This window comes from Sphingomonas aerophila (assembly GCF_014199305.1).
Lineage (GTDB): Bacteria > Pseudomonadota > Alphaproteobacteria > Sphingomonadales > Sphingomonadaceae > Sphingomonas > Sphingomonas aerophila.
Window position 1 is genome coordinate 65,345 of the sequence record NZ_JACIJK010000005.1, and the last position, 19,006, is coordinate 84,350.

17 protein-coding genes and 1 tRNA gene are annotated in these 19,006 nt (G+C 66.1%); 11 read left to right on the top strand and 7 right to left on the bottom strand.

From position 1 onward, the window contains the following. Position 1: 1 nt before the first annotated feature. From FHS94_RS08655 to FHS94_RS08670, 4 genes are all read left to right on the top strand, one after another. The gene (locus FHS94_RS08655; protein ID WP_184056813.1) at positions 2-2,569 is read left to right on the top strand and encodes a cellulase N-terminal Ig-like domain-containing protein; all 2,568 of its coding nucleotides are present in this window, start codon (positions 2-4) and stop codon (positions 2,567-2,569) included. A 41-nt stretch (positions 2,570-2,610) separates the two neighbouring features. After that, positions 2,611-3,684 carry an aldose epimerase family protein gene (locus tag FHS94_RS08660; protein WP_221234660.1) on the top strand — a complete coding sequence of 358 codons (1,074 nt, stop codon included), beginning with the start codon at positions 2,611-2,613 and terminating at the stop codon, positions 3,682-3,684. A 150-nt stretch (positions 3,685-3,834) separates the two neighbouring features. After that, on the top strand, positions 3,835-6,624 hold the full coding sequence (locus tag FHS94_RS08665) for a TonB-dependent receptor plug domain-containing protein (RefSeq protein WP_184056818.1): 2,790 nt from the start codon (positions 3,835-3,837) through the stop codon (positions 6,622-6,624). Between the two features lie 190 nt (positions 6,625-6,814). Next, positions 6,815-9,295, top strand: a complete 2,481-nt coding sequence (locus FHS94_RS08670) for a TonB-dependent receptor plug domain-containing protein (protein ID WP_184056822.1) — start codon at positions 6,815-6,817, stop codon at positions 9,293-9,295. Positions 9,296-9,316: 21 nt separating this feature from the next. Here the strand turns inward: FHS94_RS08670 and FHS94_RS08675 are convergent, their stop codons facing one another. Then, the gene (locus FHS94_RS08675; protein ID WP_184056825.1) at positions 9,317-9,466 is read right to left on the bottom strand and encodes a hypothetical protein; all 150 of its coding nucleotides are present in this window, start codon (positions 9,464-9,466) and stop codon (positions 9,317-9,319) included. A 1-nt stretch (position 9,467) separates the two neighbouring features. Further along, positions 9,468-10,022: a DUF937 domain-containing protein gene (locus tag FHS94_RS19660; protein WP_184056828.1), complete on the bottom strand. Its 555-nt coding sequence runs from the start codon at positions 10,020-10,022 to the stop codon at positions 9,468-9,470. Positions 10,023-10,341: 319 nt separating this feature from the next. On the opposite strand from FHS94_RS19660, the gene FHS94_RS08685 reads away from it, so the two are divergent. After that, a complete protein-coding gene (locus FHS94_RS08685; protein ID WP_184056832.1) occupies positions 10,342-10,773 on the top strand; it encodes a BLUF domain-containing protein in 432 nt (143 codons plus the stop codon). Between the two features lie 51 nt (positions 10,774-10,824). Here FHS94_RS08685 and FHS94_RS08690 read toward each other — a convergent pair whose 3' ends face one another. Continuing rightward, the gene (locus FHS94_RS08690; RefSeq protein WP_184056835.1) at positions 10,825-11,931 is read right to left on the bottom strand and encodes an AI-2E family transporter; all 1,107 of its coding nucleotides are present in this window, start codon (positions 11,929-11,931) and stop codon (positions 10,825-10,827) included. Positions 11,932-12,155: 224 nt separating this feature from the next. Here FHS94_RS08690 and FHS94_RS08695 point away from each other — a divergent pair, with 224 nt between their 5' ends. Further along, positions 12,156-12,947 carry a DUF1206 domain-containing protein gene (locus tag FHS94_RS08695; RefSeq protein WP_184056839.1) on the top strand — a complete coding sequence of 264 codons (792 nt, stop codon included), beginning with the start codon at positions 12,156-12,158 and terminating at the stop codon, positions 12,945-12,947. Between the two features lie 195 nt (positions 12,948-13,142). On the opposite strand, the gene FHS94_RS08700 is transcribed toward FHS94_RS08695, so the two are convergent. Then, positions 13,143-13,553: a MerR family transcriptional regulator gene (locus tag FHS94_RS08700; protein WP_221234662.1), complete on the bottom strand. Its 411-nt coding sequence runs from the start codon at positions 13,551-13,553 to the stop codon at positions 13,143-13,145. Positions 13,554-13,588: 35 nt separating this feature from the next. On the opposite strand from FHS94_RS08700, the gene FHS94_RS08705 reads away from it, so the two are divergent. From FHS94_RS08705 to FHS94_RS08720, 4 genes are all read left to right on the top strand, one after another. Beyond that, positions 13,589-14,377, top strand: a complete 789-nt coding sequence (locus FHS94_RS08705) for a MauE/DoxX family redox-associated membrane protein (protein ID WP_281396875.1) — start codon at positions 13,589-13,591, stop codon at positions 14,375-14,377. Between the two features lie 44 nt (positions 14,378-14,421). After that, on the top strand, positions 14,422-14,757 hold the full coding sequence (locus FHS94_RS08710) for a hypothetical protein (RefSeq protein ID WP_184056843.1): 336 nt from the start codon (positions 14,422-14,424) through the stop codon (positions 14,755-14,757). 125 nt (positions 14,758-14,882) lie between these two features. After that, on the top strand, positions 14,883-16,487 hold the full coding sequence (locus FHS94_RS19665; RefSeq protein ID WP_184056846.1) for a hypothetical protein: 1,605 nt from the start codon (positions 14,883-14,885) through the stop codon (positions 16,485-16,487). 9 nt (positions 16,488-16,496) lie between these two features. Then, the gene (locus tag FHS94_RS08720) at positions 16,497-16,847 is read left to right on the top strand and encodes a DUF3147 family protein (protein ID WP_184056848.1); all 351 of its coding nucleotides are present in this window, start codon (positions 16,497-16,499) and stop codon (positions 16,845-16,847) included. 114 nt (positions 16,848-16,961) lie between these two features. Here the strand turns inward: FHS94_RS08720 and FHS94_RS08725 are convergent, their stop codons facing one another. The 3 genes from FHS94_RS08725 to folK form a co-directional block, all read right to left on the bottom strand. Beyond that, positions 16,962-17,432 (bottom strand): methyl-accepting chemotaxis protein, encoded by a 471-nt coding sequence (locus FHS94_RS08725; protein ID WP_425506170.1) that lies wholly within the window; start codon positions 17,430-17,432, stop codon positions 16,962-16,964. A gap of 262 nt (positions 17,433-17,694) precedes the next feature. Beyond that, positions 17,695-17,770 (bottom strand) — tRNA-Lys (locus FHS94_RS08730). Further along, complete coding sequence (folK, locus tag FHS94_RS08735; RefSeq protein ID WP_184056851.1) at positions 17,761-18,267, bottom strand: 2-amino-4-hydroxy-6-hydroxymethyldihydropteridine diphosphokinase; 507 nt, start codon at positions 18,265-18,267, stop codon at positions 17,761-17,763. Before folK ends, FHS94_RS08730 begins: the two co-directional genes overlap by 10 nt. A gap of 22 nt (positions 18,268-18,289) precedes the next feature. On the opposite strand from folK, the gene FHS94_RS08740 reads away from it, so the two are divergent. Next, a complete protein-coding gene (locus FHS94_RS08740; RefSeq protein WP_184056854.1) occupies positions 18,290-18,970 on the top strand; it encodes a uracil-DNA glycosylase in 681 nt (226 codons plus the stop codon). The last annotated feature ends 36 nt before the right edge of the window (positions 18,971-19,006 follow it).

Consider the following 19,006-nt stretch of genomic DNA (forward strand, 5'->3'; position numbering starts at 1 on the left):
CATGATTGGCAAACGGGTCGCGCGCTGGATGGCTACTGCCTCGCTGCTGGTAACGGTTGCAGCGGGCGCCGGTGCTCAGCAGCAGCAGCAGCAGGGGCTGCGCCTCGGGGACAAGGGCTACCTGACCGCGCCCGGGCTCGACGTGATCGTGTTCGACGACATCTATCCCGACGGGCACCAGACGGGCGTCACCGTGATTCAGCAGGGCACCCGCGTCGCCGCCAACGGCGACCTTCGGCTGGAGCCGGAACCCGGCCAATGGTCCCCCATGCCGACCGCCAATGGCGGGCATGTGGTGGACAAGGCGACGGGCACCATCACGCAGGCGCTGCGCTATCCCGATCCGACCAAGAACGGGCACGGCTTCAACCCGATCTTCTACCCCGATCTCGACCTCGACTATAAGGTCAACGTGTCGCCGGCGGGCGGCAACAGCTTTCGTATCACGGTGGATCTCGACAAGCCGCTGCCCGCGAAATGGGTCGGCCGGGTCGGGTTCAACCTGGAACTGTTTCCGGGCGCGCTGTTCGGCAAGGCATGGCTGCTCGACGGCCAGACCGGCATCTTCCCGCGCCAGCCGAACGGTCCCATGGCTCGTGAGCCCGACCGGGGGCTCCCCGTGCCGCGCAATGTCGAAAAGAACGGCCCGGTGCAGGATCCCAACGGCCAGGCGCTGGGCGTGCCGCTTGCCACGGGGCGCACGCTGGTGGTCGCGCCCGAAACGGAAGCGCAGCGGATCAGGATCGAAAGCCGCACGGGCGCACTGCAACTCATCGACGGGCGCTCGGCCCATAATAATGGCTGGTTCATCGTGCGCGGCGCGGTGGCGGCCGGCGCGACCAAGCGGGCGATCGAGTGGGTCGTGACCCCATCGACGGAAGCCGGCTGGAAGCGGCCTCCGGTTATCCAGACGTCCCAGATCGGCTATGCACCCGCCCAGCCCAAGCAGGCGGTCATCGAGCTCGACGCAGCGGAAACCGCCGACAAGCTGGTGCAGCTCTTCCGCCTGACGCCGGAGGGCCGCCGGCTGGAGCTGTCTGCCCCGGCGACGCGCTGGGGTAATTTCCTGCGCTACCAGTATCTCACCTTCGACTTCAGCCGGGTGAAGCAGCCGGGCATGTACCAGGTCGCCTATGGCGACCAGCTATCGAGCCCGTTCCGCATCGACCCGGCCGTGTACAGCCGCCACGCCTGGCAGCCGACGCTGGAATATTTCCTGCCGATCCAGATGTGCCACATGCTGGTGCGCGAGAAATATCGGGTCTGGCATGGCCTCGACCATATGGACGACGCGCTGATGGCCCCGGCGCCGCTCAACCATATCGACGGCTATGAACAGGGCGCCTCCACCCTGTCGCGCTTCAAGTCGGGCAATGTCGTGCCGGGCCTTGCCGCGGGCGGCTGGCACGATGCGGGCGACTATGACCTGCGCGTTGAGTCTCAGATCGGAGAGGTCTGGATCCTGTCCAAGATGATCGAGGAGTTCGGGCTCGACTATGACGCGACCCGGATCGACCAGGTGCGCCACCAGGTCGAGATCCACGATCCCGACGGCATCAACGATGCGACCCAGCAGATCGAGCATGGGCTCCTGACGGTTCTCGGCGGCTATCGCGCGCTCGGCCGCACCTATCGCGGCATCCAGGTGCCGGCGCTGCGCCAATATGCCCTGCTGGGCGAAGCGGCGAACGAGACGGACAACATTTCCAGGAAGCCGGTCGAGGGCCTGGGCGTCGACAACAACGGCCAGCCCATCGTCGCGGACGACCGGTGGGTCTTCACCGAGGACAATCCCGATCGCGAGCTCAACACCGCGGGCGGGCTCGCGGCGGCGGCGCGGGTTCTGCGAAGGAGCAATCCGACACTCGCAGGCGAGGCGCTGGCCGCCGCGCGCGACGTGGCGGGCAAGGCGTTCGGGCGTGCGAAGGACAAGTCGAACGAGGTGTTCGCTCTGGCCGAACTGATTCAGGCGACGAATGACAAGGCGCTGGTCGCGCGCCTGGTCGCGCTGGAGCCCGAGATCCTGGCCCATGTCGACAAGAATGGTTGGGCGCTCGCCAACATCCTGAACCAGTTGCCTGGCGCCTTTCGCACCCGCGTCACGGCCGCGGTGAAAACCTATCAGGCAAGAGTCACCGCGGACGCACGCACCGACAGCCCCTATGGAGTGCCCTACAAGCCGCAGATCTGGGGCGCGGGCTGGACGATCCAGGAGCGCGGGGTCCAGCAATACTTCTTCCACAAGGGCTGGCCGCAGCTGACCTCCACCGACAGCTATATCAATGCGCTCAACTTCGTGCTGGGCGCGCATCCGGGCGAGAACACGGCAAGCTTCGTGTCGGGCGTGGGCGCGGTATCGGACACGACCGCATACGGCTTCAACCGCGCGGACTGGAGCTATGTGCCAGGCGGCGTGGTGTCGGGCACCAACCTGGTCCGCCCCGACCTGCCGGAGCTGAAGGTCTGGCCCTATTTCTGGCAACAGGGTGAGTATGTGCTGGGCGGCGGGGCCACCAATTACATGTTCTTGGCCCTTGCGGCGGACAAGCTTTACGGAAAGGCCAAGTGATGCGCACCCTCGCTTCCACGCTCCTCCTTGCTGCTTCTGCGATGCCCGCCACGGGCTTGGCACAGGATCGCAGCGATCCGACGATCACGCTGCGCAATGCCAGCGGCATGACCGTGCGCCTGATCCCGCAAGGTGCCGCCGTAACCGCGATCGAGGTGCCTGATCGCGACGGCAAGACTGCCAATGTCGTGCTCGGCTATGCCACCGCGGCCGACTATCGCACCAAGATGAAGAACAACTTCTTCGGAACCACGGTGGGCCGCTATGCCGGGCGGATCGGCAATGCACGCTTCGTTCTGGACGGCAAGCCTGTGCAGCTTGAGCCCAATGACGGCCCCAACGCCCTGCATGGCGGTGGCAAGGCCGGGCTGGAAGCGTTCGACTGGCAGGTGTCGCAGCCGCGCGGCTCACGCGACCGGGTGACGTTCACCACGATCAGCCCCGATGGTTTTCAGGGCTTTCCGGGCCAGTTGACCCTGTCTGTTACCTATCGCCTTGCCGCCGACAACGCGCTGCACATTGACTATACCGCGCGCACCACCCGTACGACCGTGCTCAACCTGACGAACCACAGCTATTTCAATCTGGCGGGCGAAGCGAGCGGGTCGGTCCTGGGCCAGACGCTCCAGCTGCAGGCTGATCGCTACCTCCCGACCGACGATCGCGGCATCCCGACGGGTGCGCTGGCGCCGGTTGCGGGAACGCCGCTCGACTTCCGTCAGCCGCACGCGATCGGCGAACGAATGGCCAATCCCGTTCCGCCGCTGACGCCGCGCGGCTACAACCATGCCTGGCTCTTCAACAAGCCGGCGGGCCCCCTTGCCCCCGTCGCGCGCCTTGCCGATCCGGCTACGGGCAGGACACTGACCGTCGAGACCACCGAACCGTCGATCCAGGTCTATACCGGCGGCTATCTCAACGGCACCGACATTGGTCCCGGCGGGCGGCCTTATGCCCCCGGCGCGGGGGTGGCGCTGGAGGTGCAGCACCTGCCCGACAGCCCGAACCACGCGTCATTCCCGCCGACGGTGCTGAAGCCGGGTCAGATCTACCGTCAGACAACGGTCTGGCGCTTTGGCGTCGATCGGCCAAAGGAGCGCACGATTCGGCGCTAAGGTCGAACCTATGTTGCGCCGCTGCAACAAAGGCGGCGCAAAATCCACAGCAGCGCTGCGACGCAATAATCAGCACGTGCATGTTGCCTGGCCCGTCATATGCTGATGGGCAAGGCGGGATGGGGATCCCGCTCATAACAGGGGATCTTCATGCGACGCTTGCCGCTCAGCCACATGCTTTCCGTGTCAGTCATCGCGCTCGCGGCGCCGGCAACGGCCCAGACAACCCAATCGGCGCCCAGCCAGGAAACCAGCACCGAGCCGCAGAACCCCGCCAACAGCGAGCCTGAAACAACCGTGGTCGTGGTGGGCAGCCGCGCCGCCAACCGCACCGTCGCCGAGAGCCCCGTGCCGATCGACGTGATTTCCGACAGCGCGCTGCAATCGTCGGGGCTGGGCGAGACGAACAAGATTCTCAACCAGCTGGTCCCGTCCTTCAACTTCCCCCAGCCCTCCATCTCGGACGGATCGGACGTGACACGCCCGGCGACGCTGCGCGGGCTCAACCCCGACCAGACGCTGGTGCTGCTGAACGGAAAGCGCCGCCACGTTTCCGCGCTGCTCAACATCAACGGCACCGTTGGCCGCGGTGCGGCGGCTGTGGACATGAACATGGTCCCGGCGTTGGCGATCGGGCGGATCGAAGTGCTGCGTGATGGCGCTTCCTCACAATATGGCTCCGACGCGATCGCTGGCGTGATCAACGTCCAGCTCAAGACGGCAAGCTCGGGCGGCCGCGCCCAGATCAGCTATGGCAAGTACGTCACCACGCTGGACGATGTGTCCAACTTCGACGGCCTCGTCACCAACGCAGCCGGTCAGCCCGTGCTGAACACCACCGACCCGCGGTACCTGCAGGCGAACAGTTCGGGCGAGCGCAAGGCACGCGACGGTGAGTTCATCACCTATGGCGTCAATGTCGGCCTGCCGATCGGCGATGGCGGCTTCTTCAACTTCACGGGCGAATATCGCGACCGCGACTATACCAACCGCCAGGGCTTCGACCTGCGGCCTAACTATATCCAGCCCAGCTCGACCACGTTCGACCCGCGCGAGGCAGGCTTCGACCGGCTAGAGTTCCGCTATGGCGACGCCAAGACGCAGGATTTCAACTTCCTGCTCAACATGGAAGTGCCGCTCGGCCTCGCCGATTTCTACGCATTCGGCACCTATGGCCACCGCGATGGTTTGTCCGCGGCCAACTACCGTCAGGCCTCCGCGGCGGCAAACCGCAACTACTCTGTGATCAGCCCCGCGACGACGCCCAACAGCGCCAATTTCGTCGCGCTGACCCCCGACGGCTTCCTGCCGTTCATTCAGTCGAACATCGACGACCTCGCCATGACCAGCGGCGTGCGCATGGACGACTTGGCCGGGTTCAAGAGCGACTTCTCGGTCGGGTTCGGCCGCAATGAGCTCAACTACCGCACGCGCAACAGCCTCAACACCTCGTTCGGCCCGTCCAGCCAGCGCAATTTCGATGCGGGCGGCCTCGCCTTTTCACAGATCCTCGCCAATCTCGATCTGTCGCGCCAGTTCGACGCGGGGCTGGCGGGCCCCCTCACCTTCGCCGTGGGCGGTGAATATCGGCACGAGATCTTCGAAATCCGCCCCGGCGACCCAGCGTCCTACCAGACCGGGCCGTTGTTCATCCCGACCCGCGTGACGACCACGGCGAACTGCACGGTTCTGGGCGGCGTGTTCAACACCACCACCGGCGCCTGCTCCTTCCCCGGCCGTGCCGCGGCGGCGGGGGCACAAGGGTTCGGCGGCCTGCCCGCCTCTGCGCGCACCAACGTCAACCGTGACAGCTTCGCCGGGTACATCGAATTCGACGCGGACCTGTTCACGGGCCTGACCGCGACGGCTGCCGGCCGCTTCGAACACTTCACCGATTTCGGCGACACGCTGAACGGCAAGCTGGCTCTCCGTTATGAATTCGTGCCCGGCCTGGCGATCCGCGGGTCGGTGTCGAACGGCTTCCGCGCGCCCTCGCTGCACCAGCAATATTTCACCACCACCTCGACCAACTTCCTGGCCGGCGTGCCGGTGGATGTGTCAACCGTACCGGTCAGCAGCCCGGTCGCCCGCGCTCTCGGCTCGAAGCAGCTCGATCCCGAAAAGTCGTTCAACCTGTCCGGCGGCTTCACGGCCAGCCCGATCCGTCGTCTGAACCTGACCGTCGACTATTTCCGCATCAAGATCCGCGACCGCGTAGTCCTGTCCGAGAATTTGGGTGCAGCGGGTGTCGGCACGGCGGCGCAGAATGCGGCGGTGCAATCGATCCTGGTTGCCAACGGCTTCAGCACCGTCGGCGCGGCGCGCTTCTTCCTCAACGGCCTCGACACCACGACACAGGGCGTGGACGCGGTCGCTACCTATCGCGCGGACCTGGGCGTGCTGGGCGCCTGGAACTTCTCGGCCGCGTACAACTACACGCAGAACAAGATCGACAAGCGCCTGAACGAGCTGGGCCCGCTGGCGCAGATCCCCGGCCTGGCGCTGTTCGGCCGGGTTGAGGGCATTCGCTTCGAACGCGGACAGCCGCGTACCAAGGTGGTGCTGGCGACCGATGGCAAGATCGCCGGGTTCGGCGTGTCCGCGCGCACGACCCGCTATGGCTCGGTGATCTCGCCGGAAACGACCGCGCCGCTTGGTGCCAATGCGTTGAGCCTGACCGCACTGGGGCCGGACGACCAGATCCTCAGCCCCAAGTGGATCAGCGATTTCTCGCTCAGCTATGAGCTGAAGGGCGTGCAGCTGACCGTGGGCGTCGATAACGCGTTCGACGTGTATCCGGATCGCCGCCCTTACGGTCTGCGGCCGAGCGGTGTGGGGGGCAGCTATCCCGCCACCTATCAGTTCCTGCCCTACAGCAACTTCTCGCCGTTCGGCTTCAACGGGCGGTTCCTGTACGCGAAGCTGGCGGTCGGCTTCTGATCCCGTGCGGCTGGGGCACCACCACCCCGGCCGCAAACCATCTGCCAAGGCTCGGGCGCCGGTAGAAAAGTTTGCGGTTCACAAATCAGGATTAGCGACGCTTTTTCCCCCCGCGCCCGTTAGGGAGCCGCCCCTGCCTGCCGGAGCCCGAGACGCATAACGCGCCGACGGCAGGGTGAAAGGGTTCCTTATGCCTCGCGTTCGTCTTCTCACCCTCCTGTCCGGCTCGGTATTGGCCACCCTGTCCACGGCAGCGGCCGCACAGGACTCGCTCGACCAGGCGCGCGCCGCCCAGCAGGCGACCTTACCGGCAGAGGAGGCTCAGAACGCCCCCGCTACCGGCGCGACGACGCCGCCGGACGAAAGCAACGACGTGGTGGTCACGGGCACCCGCGTCGCCGGGCGCACCCGGCTGGACAGTGCGTCGCCCGTTGATGTGCTGAGCGCGGCGGCCCTTCAGCGCCAGGGCACCACGGAACTTGGCGCGGCACTGGCCCAGGTCGCCCCCTCCATCGACTTCCCACGTGCGGCGGCCACCGATGCCACCGACGCAGTCCGCCCGGCCACGTTGCGCGGCCTGTCGCCGGATGAGGTGCTGGTGCTGGTCAACGGCATCCGCGGCCACACCTCGGCACAGCTCAATACAAATGGGTCGGTCGGACGCGGCGCGGCTGCGGTGGACCTCAACACGATTCCGACCGTGGCGCTCGACCGTATCGAGGTGCTGCGCGACGGGGCGTCGGCGCAATACGGGTCGGACGCGATCGCAGGCGTGATCAACCTTCGCCTTCGTGAGGCGCGCTCGGGCGGCGGCGCCAGCGTCACCTATGGCATCTACAACACCGACATCGACACCGCGCGCGGCAGCCGTAGCGTCACGGGCGAGCATACCGTCACCGCCCAGGCATGGCAGGGCATCGGCTTTGGCGACGATGGCTTCCTGACGCTGTCGGGCGAGTATCTGAAGCGTCAGCCGACCAACCGCGCCGACTTCGACCCGCGCGTCACCCCGACGCGCGTCACCGGCCGGTTCGGCGACCCGGCGGTGCAGCAATACACGATCTTCGCCAACGCCGGCACGTCGCTGGCCGATAACATCCAGCTTTATGGCTTTGTCGGCTACCAGGACCGCGACACGCGCGGCGCCGCCTTCCCGCGCCTGGCCAGTGCGACAACGACGCTGGCAGGTTATCCGAACGGCTTCCTGCCGATCATCAACACCAAGTCGAACGACATCAACTCGGCATTGGGCGTGCGTGGTGAGCTGGCCGGGTGGAACATCGACCTGTCGCTCTCCTATGGCTGGAACAAGCTGGCGTTTCGGACCCTCAACTCGGCCAACTACGCTTATGGCGCCGCGACCCCGCAGAACTTCTCCGACGGCGCGCTGACCTATGACCAATGGGTCGTCGGCCTGGACGTCACCCGCAAGTTCGACGTGTTCCAGTCCTTGAACGTCGCCTTCGGTGTCGAGGGGCGTCGTGAAAGCTACCAGATCAGCCCGGGTGAGCTTGCCTCCTACGGCGTGCCCGCAACGGGCGCGGTTGCGGGCGTCGCGCAGGGCGCACAAGGCTTTGGCGGCTTTTCCCCTCGCAACGCGGTGGATCGCAGCCGCCGCAATGGCTCGATCTATCTCGACGTGGAAGCGCAGCTGACCGACAAGCTGCTCGTCGGCATCGCGGGCCGGGGTGAGGATTATTCCGACTTCGGCACCACCGCGACGGGCAAGGTCACCGCGCGCTATGACCTGGCGCGCTGGCTGGCACTGCGCGGCACGGTGTCCACCGGCTTCCGCGCACCCGCGTTGCAGCAGCAATATTTCACCTCCGTCGCCTCGGTCGTGCAGAATGGCGCGCCCGTGCTGACCGGCACCTTCCCCTCCATCGACCCGACCTCGGCGGCGCTGGGCGGCCTGCCGCTTCGCCCCGAAAAGTCGACCAACTTCTCGGCCGGAACGGTGCTGCGCTTTGGCGGCTTCGACCTGACCGTGGACGGCTATTACATCAAGTTGCGCGACCAGCTGGGCCTGTCGGAGAACATCCAGGTATCCGCGACGCAAAGTGCGGCGGTGAATGCGGAGATCGCCCGCCTTCTCGCCCAGTCGGGCACGGGGGCGACGGCCGCCCGTTTCTTCATCAATGGCCTGCGCTCCACGGCAAAGGGCATCGACGTGGTCGGCCACTACCGCCTGCGCACGGAAGGTGCGGGCGCGTTCGACTTTACCGTCGCGGGCAACATCAACAAGATCGAGGTGACGCGCGTGCCCACCTCGACCGCGACGCTGGACCCGGCACCCACCCTGTTCGCCCGCAGCCGCGTGCTGTCGCTGGAGGAAGGCACGCCGGGCGAGAAGATCTCGGGGACGATCGACTGGTCCCTCGGCCAGCTCGGCGCGCTTGCCCGCGTCACCTATTACGGCAACGTCAACCAGCCGGGCACGACGGAAGCGGGCGACATCAACACCGGCCGCAATGCGATCACCGACCTGGAAGTCCGCTATCAGGCGACCAAGGGTGGCCAATTCGCGCTGGGCGTCAGCAACCTGTTCGACGTGTATCCGGATCGCTCACCCACGCAGAACAACACCACGGGCGTGGTCGGCTTCCCCTATTATTCGCCCTTCGGCTTCAACGGACGCTTCCTGTACGTCCGCGCCGGGCTGAACTGGTAAGCCGACCGAGGGCGGTGAGGCTCAGGCGAAATCGCCCAGCTTCGCCGCTTCTTCTTCCTCGGCCGCCAGCGCCGGGTCGATCGGGGCAGCAGGGGTAGCGCTGTCCGCCGGGGTGGGTTCCGCCGCCATGTCGCGGCTATCGGGCTCGTTGCCCGGGATCTTGCCTGTCATCTCACCGCCTCCCGCCAAGGATCGCGTCGAGCGGATTGCCGCCGCCGCCAAGAAGGCCGCCGAGCAGGCCCCCAACGCCACCCGACTGGCTGCCGCCCGCCTGCCCGCCGCCCAGCACCGATCCGAGCATGCCGCCCAAACCGCCGCCAAGCCCGCCGTCCGCGCCGCCCTGCGCCATCGCACCACCGCCGCTATTCTGGGCAAGGTGCTTGGCAACCATCGCCGCCACCACCGGCAACATTGCCTTCATCACCGTTGAGGACAGGCCGCTCTGCCCGGCCGCATGGTCGGCAACCTGGCGGCTGACGTCCTTGCTGCCAAAGATATGACCGAGGATGTCGTTGCCGGCGGACGTGCTGGGCTGGTCGATCTGCGACCCCGCCTGCTCTACCGGGGCAAGGTCGCCCGTGTCCGCCAGTCGTTGCATGCCGCCAGCGACCGCCGGCATGAGCGAGCCCAACGCCGCGCTAGCCTGGTCGGGGCTGATGCCGAAACGGGCCGCGAGTTGCCCGATGTCCGTGCCGTTCGATCCGAGGATCTGATCCAAACCCTGCATGTGCCTGCTCCACCAATTCGATTGGCTTGTGAACGAGACGGGCACGCAAAGGGTCCGACCATCGCGGGCCGACCGGGGTTCCTACCGAGGTGATGCCGAGAGGCGTTGGTACGGTCGTACTGGCGAGCGCTGCAAGGAACGACAGGCACCGCTTCGCCCAGGTTTTCAGACCAACTGCATCGAGAGCGTCGGCGGCGCTAACGCCGGTGACGTGACAACGCGTTCCCAGGCGAAAGCGGCTGATCGGGCGAGAGGGATGACGGTTCGGTTCGTACCATCCCTGATATCTTACCTGAATGCTGGCTGGCATACTGCTCTCATGCTCAGCTCCCTGTTATATGTGAGCCGCAGCTTGGTTGGGCACGCCGACGAAGGCGACCAACTTCTCGCCATTCAGGCACTCTCCCATCTGCGAAATGTAGCTCTGGATGTCACCGGATTCCTGGTTTCGACACAGAACCATTTCGCGCAATTCCTGGAGGGAGATGCCGACGCCGTCTCAACTCTGATGCAGAGCATAATGATGGATAAGCGGCACACTGATATCAGGTTGTCACCATGGCTAGAGTTCGACGATCGGCTGTTCCCGCACTGGCGAATGACCTGCTTTCCGACTGGCTGCTTCGTAAGTAGACACGTGGAGCCCATCATCGCGGGCTGTCACGAAAGGATGAACACGAACTCGGTCATTCGCCTGATCAAGTTTGTACGCGATACCGCGCCTGATCTCGGGCGCATGCCCACGCGTTGATTCAGTCTGGTCTGCCAGTGACAGCCAGCTCGGGTCAAAACTGAGCTGAAGCTAAAGACCGGACCCGGAGTCCGGCTCGGTCGCCGATGGTGCGCGAGCGAGCGGTTCGCTCGCCCGCTGTTCGGTCAGGATCTGCCAGCCTGTGATGAACAGCGCGCCTACCAGCGGGCCAACAACGATACCGCTCAGGCCCACCAGGTTGATGCCGCCCAGCGTTGTCACGAGCACCAGCCAATCAGGGACGCCGGTGTCCCGTCCGACCAGGATGGGCCGCAGGATGTTGTCGGCCAGGCCGATCAGGAGCACGCCCGACAACACAACGGCGACCGCCTGCCAGATCGCGCCCGTGACGAGCAGGTAGAGCGCGACCGGCACCCAGATGATCGCTGGCCCGACCGCGGGCAACAGCGCCGCAATTGCCATCAGCATGCCCCAGAGCAAGGCAGCCGGGAGGCCGACGATCCAGAAGGTCACCGCCCCCAGCGCACCCTGAACCAGCGCGACAACGCCAGATCCCTTGATCGTCGCGCGCACAACCGCCACGAACTTTGCCGACAGGCGCTCTGCGACGTCCGGCTGCAAGGGAAGTGCTCGGACAATGGCAGGACCGATCTCTGCTCCGTCACGCAACAGGAAGAACGTGACATACAGCCCGACGCCGAATGTCAGCAGGAAGGCGGCTGCGTTGCGACCGATCGAGAACGCCTGCCGAGCGATCATGCTGACGCTGCTACCCAGAGCATCGGAGATACGGGACTGGACCCGTTCGAAGCTGTCCAGGCCGGAACTGTCCATCAACGTCTGCAGGCGCAGCGGCAGCGCATCATGCATCTGCTGGAAGTAGGTCGCGAAGTTGATCTGCCCGCTTCGCACCTGCGTGTACACGCCCGCCGCTTGTTCCAGGACCAGGCTGGCGACGATCAGCGCAGGCATGACCACGGCGAAGGTGATGATCAGCATCGTCACCGCGGCAGCCCGGTTACTTCGACCCGGCCAGCGCGAAAGCACGCGCTGGTGCAAGGGCTGGAACAGCAGCCCAGCCAGCGCCGCCCATAGCAATGCGCCCGCAAAGCCGGACACCACCGCCGCGAGCGCGATGGTGATGGCGGCCAGGAACGTGATCAATCCGCCCCGCTCGATCCGTTCCTTGAATGCCAAGTGGTGTTCCTTCTGTTCGTCAGGACCTGTCGAGCCGGCTGCAGCGCTGGTAAGACGGACCGTTGATGCGACCGGCTAGCGCATCGCGCCTGCTGCTGCACCAATGCAACGTCCGCGACGCAGTTCTCACGGTAGTCTGATGCTACAGTTCGGTTCTCGTGACCACTTCGGAACGGACACGTCGAACCGGCTGTTCTTTGCCGCTCAGCGGGGAGTACCCTTTAGTGAATACCCAGGCGCGGCTCACGACACTTACCCGGGTTGGCTTCGCCACGCGCGGGCTTCTCTACCTCGTCATCGCCTTTCTCGTGGTCCGCGCCGGTCGCGCCGAGGATCCGAGCGGCGCCCTCCGGTACCTTGGCCAAGGCGGCGGCAAAGTGCTGCTGATCATCATGACAACAGGGCTTCTTGCATACAGCCTTTGGCGACTGTCTGACGCAGCGTTCAACATCGAGCGCCACGCTGCCGATCGGAAGGGCGCGATGGAGCGCGTCGGGGCGGCTGCAAGTGGGGTGGTTCACCTGCTGCTCGCCTGGCAGGCGATCCGGTTGCTGCGTGGAGCAGCCTCAGCCGGCGATGGCACACGCGAGGGTGCGCGAACGGCCTTGCAGTTGCCGGCTGGCGGCACATTGATCGTCGTCGCCGGCCTGATCCTCATCAGCGTTGGCGTGATCCAGCTCATCAAGGCCATAAAGGGCACGTTCTTGCGCCACCTGGAGCCGCAGGTGGCGCAGCGCGTCTGGGCACAGTGGAGCGGACGTGCAGGCTACGCCGCCAGAGGCCTGGTTTTCCTGATCAGCGGCTACTCCCTCCTGAAAGCCGGCTTCCATGAAAAAGCTGGCGAGGCGGGCGGCACGGCCCAGGCCTTGTCCTGGTTGTCGAGTCCGATGGACACGGTAGTGGCGGTCGGCTTGTTCGCCTTTGGGCTGTTCAGTCTGATCGAGGCACGCTTCAGGATCCTGCACGACGTGCCCGTCGACAAGGCCGCGCGGCGGGCGGGGATCACCCGCGCCTAGCCCTGGTTTGCGGGAGAGGTTCAGGCGTGCTTATCGGGCGCAAGGGGTATCAGGGTATGGTCGGCTGCGACGCGCAGGTCCCGCAGCCTTGCGCCGATGAGCCAAGACGCGTTTCGATCCAGAACTGGTCACCAGGACGCGATAGGCGCGCCCATCAACGGACGTTGGTTCAGGCACTGACTTCGCCGGGTTTGGCTAAGACGCCACGCCAACCTCGGGCGTAAATGCCGACAAGATCGGACAGGGCCCGGTCGAGGTGGCTGCGCAGTCGTCGGCGAGTTTGGACAACGCCGCCCTTGCTGCCTGCATCTCAGCGATCTTTGCATCCAGCGCTGCGATGCGTTCCCGTGCGATCGCACGTGCCCGATCCCGATCATCCGTGGCATCCAGCGCCAGCAATTCGCGGATCGCCTCAAGTGTGAATCCGGCGGCCTGGGCCTGGCGGATGAAGCGCAGCCGCTGGATGTCCCTCTCGGCATAGCTGCGAAAGCCGCTGCCGTCGGGCCGGTCCGGCTCGGTCAGCAGGCCGCGCCGCTGGTAATAGCGGACAGTTTCGATGCCGACGCCACCGGCCTGCGCCAGCTTGGAGACCGTCATGCTTGCCATCGGCCCTTTACTCCGCACCATGGTACAGACCCCATATGGGCCGGGTACCGCCGCAGGCAATCAGGAGCGCACCCGTGTCCAGCCGTCCAGTAGCCGTTATCCATCGGATGGTGATGCCAGAACACACCTGTCCCTATGGGCTGAGGGCGCTGGATCTGCTCAGGCGCCGAGGCTTCGACGTCGAGGATCACCACCTCGCCACGCGCGCCGAGACGGACGCGTTCAAGGCCGAGCAGGGGGTGAAGACGACGCCCCAGATATTCATCGCGGGCGAGCGCGTCGGCGGCTACGACGACCTGCGCCGCCGCTTTGGCATGCACGTCGTCGAGCCCGGCGCGACCAGCTATCGCCCGGTCGCTGCACTTTTCGCGATGACCGCGCTGCTCGCGATGGCTGCCAGCCAAAGCGCGTTCGGATCCCCGTTCACCGCCCACGCAATCCAATGGTTCGGCGGGTTCAGCATGGCCGTCCTTGCCTTGCTCAAGCTGCAGGACGTCGAACGGTTCTCGACCATGTTTCTCAACTACGACCTGCTGGCGAAGCGGTGGGTACGGTATGGCTACGTCTACCCGTTCGCCGAAGGCCTGGCGGGCGTGCTGATGGCCGCTGGCGCGCTTGTCTGGCTTTCGATCCCGATCGCGCTGTTCATCGGCACCGTCGGCGCCGTGACCGTGTTCAAGGCGGTCTACATCGACGGACGCGAGCTGAAGTGTGCCTGCGTGGGTGGCTCGTCCAACGTGCCACTCGGCTTCGTTTCCCTGACTGAGAACCTCGGCATGATCGCGATGGCGGTTTGGATGCTCGTCGGCACAGGTGCGATGTGACCGCTTCGGTTGTCCCTCGTCCATCGCGATCCTAGAACGGGCCCATGCCGCGCGCGCTGCCATCCTTCGATCTACGCCGGATATTGCTGGCGTTGCTTGCGCTCGGGCTTGTCCTGCGGATGGGAGCTGGGTGCGACGCGATGGCGGCACCACTTAAGCCCGCGGCCCAACAGTCCCACTGCACGGACATGCCGGCCAAGCCCGACAAGCCGTTGAAGATGGACGCCGCGGCCTGCGCGCTGTGCGTGACACTGCCAGGGGCCACGCCCGCCAGCTACGGTGTAGCCGTTCCAGCGGCGGGGGCGTCCGACCCATCGCGCCCCTTGCTACTCGCCGGGCTCGCCGGGGGGCCCGCGCCCCCGCCGCCGCGGGCCGCCTGACGCGACCGGCGGGCTGACCGCTCCACCACTTCCGAAGGAACGACAGGCCGGGACGGGCGCTGCGATCAGGCGCGCGCCGACGGGCCGGCACATACATTGGACGACACGGCATGATTATCAGGACAATGCTCGCGGCCACCGCGTTTACCGCGCCGATCGCCGCCGACGCCCAGTCCATGCCCGGCATGGACATGGGCCAGCACGCCGGGCACGCGGTCCCGGCACCCAGGGCGAAGCCCGCGCCCAAGGCGGCCCGCCCCGCCGCGAAACCCCGGACATTGCCGGCACCACGGACGGCCCCAAAGCCCGCTGCGTCGCAGCCCGCGACGGGCCACAGCACGAAGGACCACAGCCAAGCGGGGGGCAGCGCTCATGTGTCTCCAGCCTCCAGCGCCGATATGGCCCCGGCTACGATGGCCGATGCACCTGTGGCATCGACGCCCCAGAACCACGGCCAGATCGACCAGGGTTCCATGCCCGGCATGGACCATGGCGCGGTGGCTGGGATGGATCACGGCGGCATGGACATGCACGGCATAAAGGGCATGCTCGGCGGCTACAGCATGATGCGTGACGCGTCAGGCACCGCGTGGCAGCCGGAGAGCTCGCCGATGTGGGCCATCATGGGAAAGCACGGCGACTGGTCCACGATGGTGCACGGCTTCGCCACGCTGGTCTATGACGACCAGGGCGGCCCGCGTGGCGACCAGAAGGCGTTCGTCGCGTCGATGTTGATGGGTATGGGTCAGCGCGAGCTCGGCCGCGGCACGCTCACATTGCGCGCGATGGGCAGCCTCGACCCGCTGATGGGCAAGTCGGGCTACCCGCTTCTACTCGCCACTGGAGAGACCGCCGACGGCCGAACCGAGCTCGTCGACCGCCAGCATCCGCACGACGCGTTCATGGAACTGTCGGCAACCTTCAGCCACCCGCTCGGGCGGGACCTGTCGGGCTTCGTCTACCTCGGCCTGCCCGGCGAGCCGGCGCTCGGGCCTGCAACCTACATGCACCGCTTTTCCGGCATGGCGAACCCGGAGGCGCCGATCTCGCACCATTGGCTCGACAGCACGCACGTCACCTTCGGCGTCGCGACGGCAGGCATCGTCCACAAGGGCCTGAAGCTCGAAGGCTCGATCTTCACCGGCCGCGAGCCCGACGAGAACCGCTGGGACATAGAGCGGCCGCGAATGGACAGCTGGTCCGTCCGCGCCACCGTTAACCCGACAGCCAACCTGTCCGCGCAGGTGAGCCACGGCTTCCTTCACAGTCCCGAGGGGCTGCACCCCGACGAGGACGTGCGGCGCACCTCCGCGTCGATCACCTGGAACCTGCCGTTGGGTCAGGACCGCAATTGGCAGTCCACCTTCGCCTGGGGCCGCAACGATCCATCCGGCGGCGATCATCGTCACACCACCGACGCCTTCCTGCTCGACAGCGCCGTCCAGCTCGGCCGCTGGACCGTGTTCGGCCGCGCGGAGAACGTCGACAAGGACGAGCTTTTTGGGGACGAGCTGTTCGGGGACGAGCACGACGACGATATGCTCGCCGGGCGGGTGTTCAACGTCAGCAAGCTCAGTCTAGGGGGGTACCACTCGGTCCCGTTCGGCCCCGTGGCACTCGATCTTGGCGGGCTTGTCAGCAAATACGACCTGCCGCGCGACATGCAGCCGCGATATGGCTCGGACCCGACCAGCTTCATGCTGTTCACGCGGCTGCGGATCACTGGATAGGATACGCCAATGCTCTACCTCGTGATCAAAGCTCTGGTATCGGCCGTCCTCATCGTCGCCGCGTCGGAGGTTGCGACAAGATACCCCGGCCTCGGCGCGCTGATCGCCTCGGTTCCCCTCGTATCCGTGCTCGGCATGATGTGGCTGTGGCGCGCCAAGCCCGACGCGGCGAACATGGCGGCGCACGCGGAAGCGACGTTCTGGTACGTGATCCCGTCCCTGCCGATGTTCCTCGTGATACCAGCGCTGCTGCGGCACGGAGCAGGCTTCTGGCCCGCTCTCGTTGTCGGTTGCGCGCTCACCATCCTGCTCTATTCCATCATGGCCTGGTTTGGACCGCGCTTCGGCCTTCCAATTTGAGCGGCAGAAACGTCGCCGCTGAGCCCGCCGTACAGGTGCCTCGCTCACCTTCGGACACGGGAAAGCAGAGCCGTCTGGCGGTATAGTCGCGGTGCGGAGCGGGTGGCCAAGCGATCAGCTAGAAAGTTGTCCAGTCCTCGCTGTCCGATTGGGCGATATCGAGGCGGGCAGCGCCTTTACTGGAAATCCATAGCGAGGATCGCTGTCAATAGATGGCGAGGCAGCGGGACGGAACGTCTTGGGCTGCCCGGCGCTGACCTTGAACAGCGCTGCTTGGTCTGCAAGCGTGGTGACTTCGTTGGAAAGGTTGCGGGATGCCGCCGATGTTTCCTCGACCATGGCTGCGTTTTGCTGCGTGGACTGGTCCATGGTGCTGATGGCAACGCTGATCTCAGCAATGGCTGTCGCCTGCGCCTGGTTGTCGCTGGCCATCTGACTAAGAAGGCTATGGACCTCGGCAACGTCGCCCGAAATTGCGGCGAGCGCGCCGTCCGCCTTCTGTACCATCCCTAGCGCCGAAACGATGTCGGTCTGGGTGACGGTCAATTGCTCCCGAGCGCGGGCCGCCTCCTCTTCGGAGCGCATTGCAAGGGCGGATACGAGATCCGCTACCACTGCAAAGCCACGCCCCGCTTCTACGACGTAGTGCCCGGCCGCGCCGGTGCTCGTAACCGCTTCGTCAGTGCCGGGACTAGGGCCGAATAGCGCGGAGACGGCTACGTCACGCGCGGGATCTTCGATCCTGCAACACAGCTAAGGGCGATCGCGGACGGGCAACGCACGCCTCCGCGCGTGGGGTGCCCCAACCGCACAATCAGGTTGTGTTAGTGAGTGAGAGGAAGGGCGATGGTGGGTCCGCCGGGGCTCGAACCCGGGACCTCTCGATTAAAAGTCGCTTGCTCTACCAACTGAGCTACGGACCCCGGCCATCAGCCGCCGCCCGCCTAGGCATTGGGCGCGCCCGGGTCAACCGGCGCTCCAACTGTCGCATGGTCAGCCCGGTGACAGGATCGCGCCAATCGGGCGCAATGCGGGCCACGGGGCGCAACACGAAGTCGCGCTGCCGGAACGCCGGGTGCGGCACCATCAGCGTACGTGCGCGCCAGATGCCGCCCGACCAGGCGATGATATCGATGTCGATCGCCCTCGCCCCCCAGCGCCGGCCGCGACGCCGCCCCATCGCGCGCTCGATCCGCTTCAGCCGGGCGAGCAGCTCGGGCGGCGCCTCGTCGCTCTCGATCAACGCGGCGGCATTGGCGAAGCGGCGGATGGACGGCCCAAGCGGCGGCGTCGCGATCACCGGCGACGCGATCACCACCCCGCCGATCGCCGCCAGCGCTGCGCCGATCGCCGCCGCCGGTCCGCCATGGCGCCCCGGCCGGTTGCTGCCGAGCGCAATGAGGTAGGTTGCCCTCGTCATTCACGCTCCGTACCGCGCCGCAATGGAATTCGCACCCAGCGCCTTGCCCGATACCGAGCCGCCCCATGACTGCCCGCTCTGCCCGCGGTTGGTCGCTTTTCGTCATGAGCTGCGGCTCGAACACCCTGACTGGTGGAACGCGCCCATCCCTGCGTTCGGCGACCCCGACGCCTGGCTGGCGATCGCTGGTCTCGCGCCGGGCAAGCACGGTGCCAACCGCACCAGCCGCGCCTTCACCGGCGATTTCGCGGGCGAGCTGCTCTACCGTACCCTCCTCACCTATGGCTTGGCGGAAGGCAATTACGAGGCGCGCGCCGATGACGGCCTGCGGCTCAACGGCACGGTCATCGTGAACTCCGTCCGGTGCCTGCCGCCACAGAACAAGCCCACGCCCGAGGAAATCCGCACCTGCCGCCCGTTCCTGGAAGGGCCGCTCGCGCGTCTGCCAAAGGTGCGGATCGTGGTCGCGCTGGGTGCCATCGCGCATCAATCGGCAGTAAAGGCGATGGGCGGCCGCCTGCCCAAGGCGAAGTTCGGCCATCTGGCAGAGCACGTCATGCCCGATGGCCGGGTGCTGATCGATAGCTACCATTGTTCGCGTTACAACCAGAACACGGGCGTGCTGACGGCCGAGATGTTCGAGGTGGTGTTCGCGCGCGCGCTGATGCTCCGCAACGAACTGGAGAGCGCTTCTCCGGCCTGACCTCCCTGTTCGCGTCGCCCCGCTCACGCTACATCG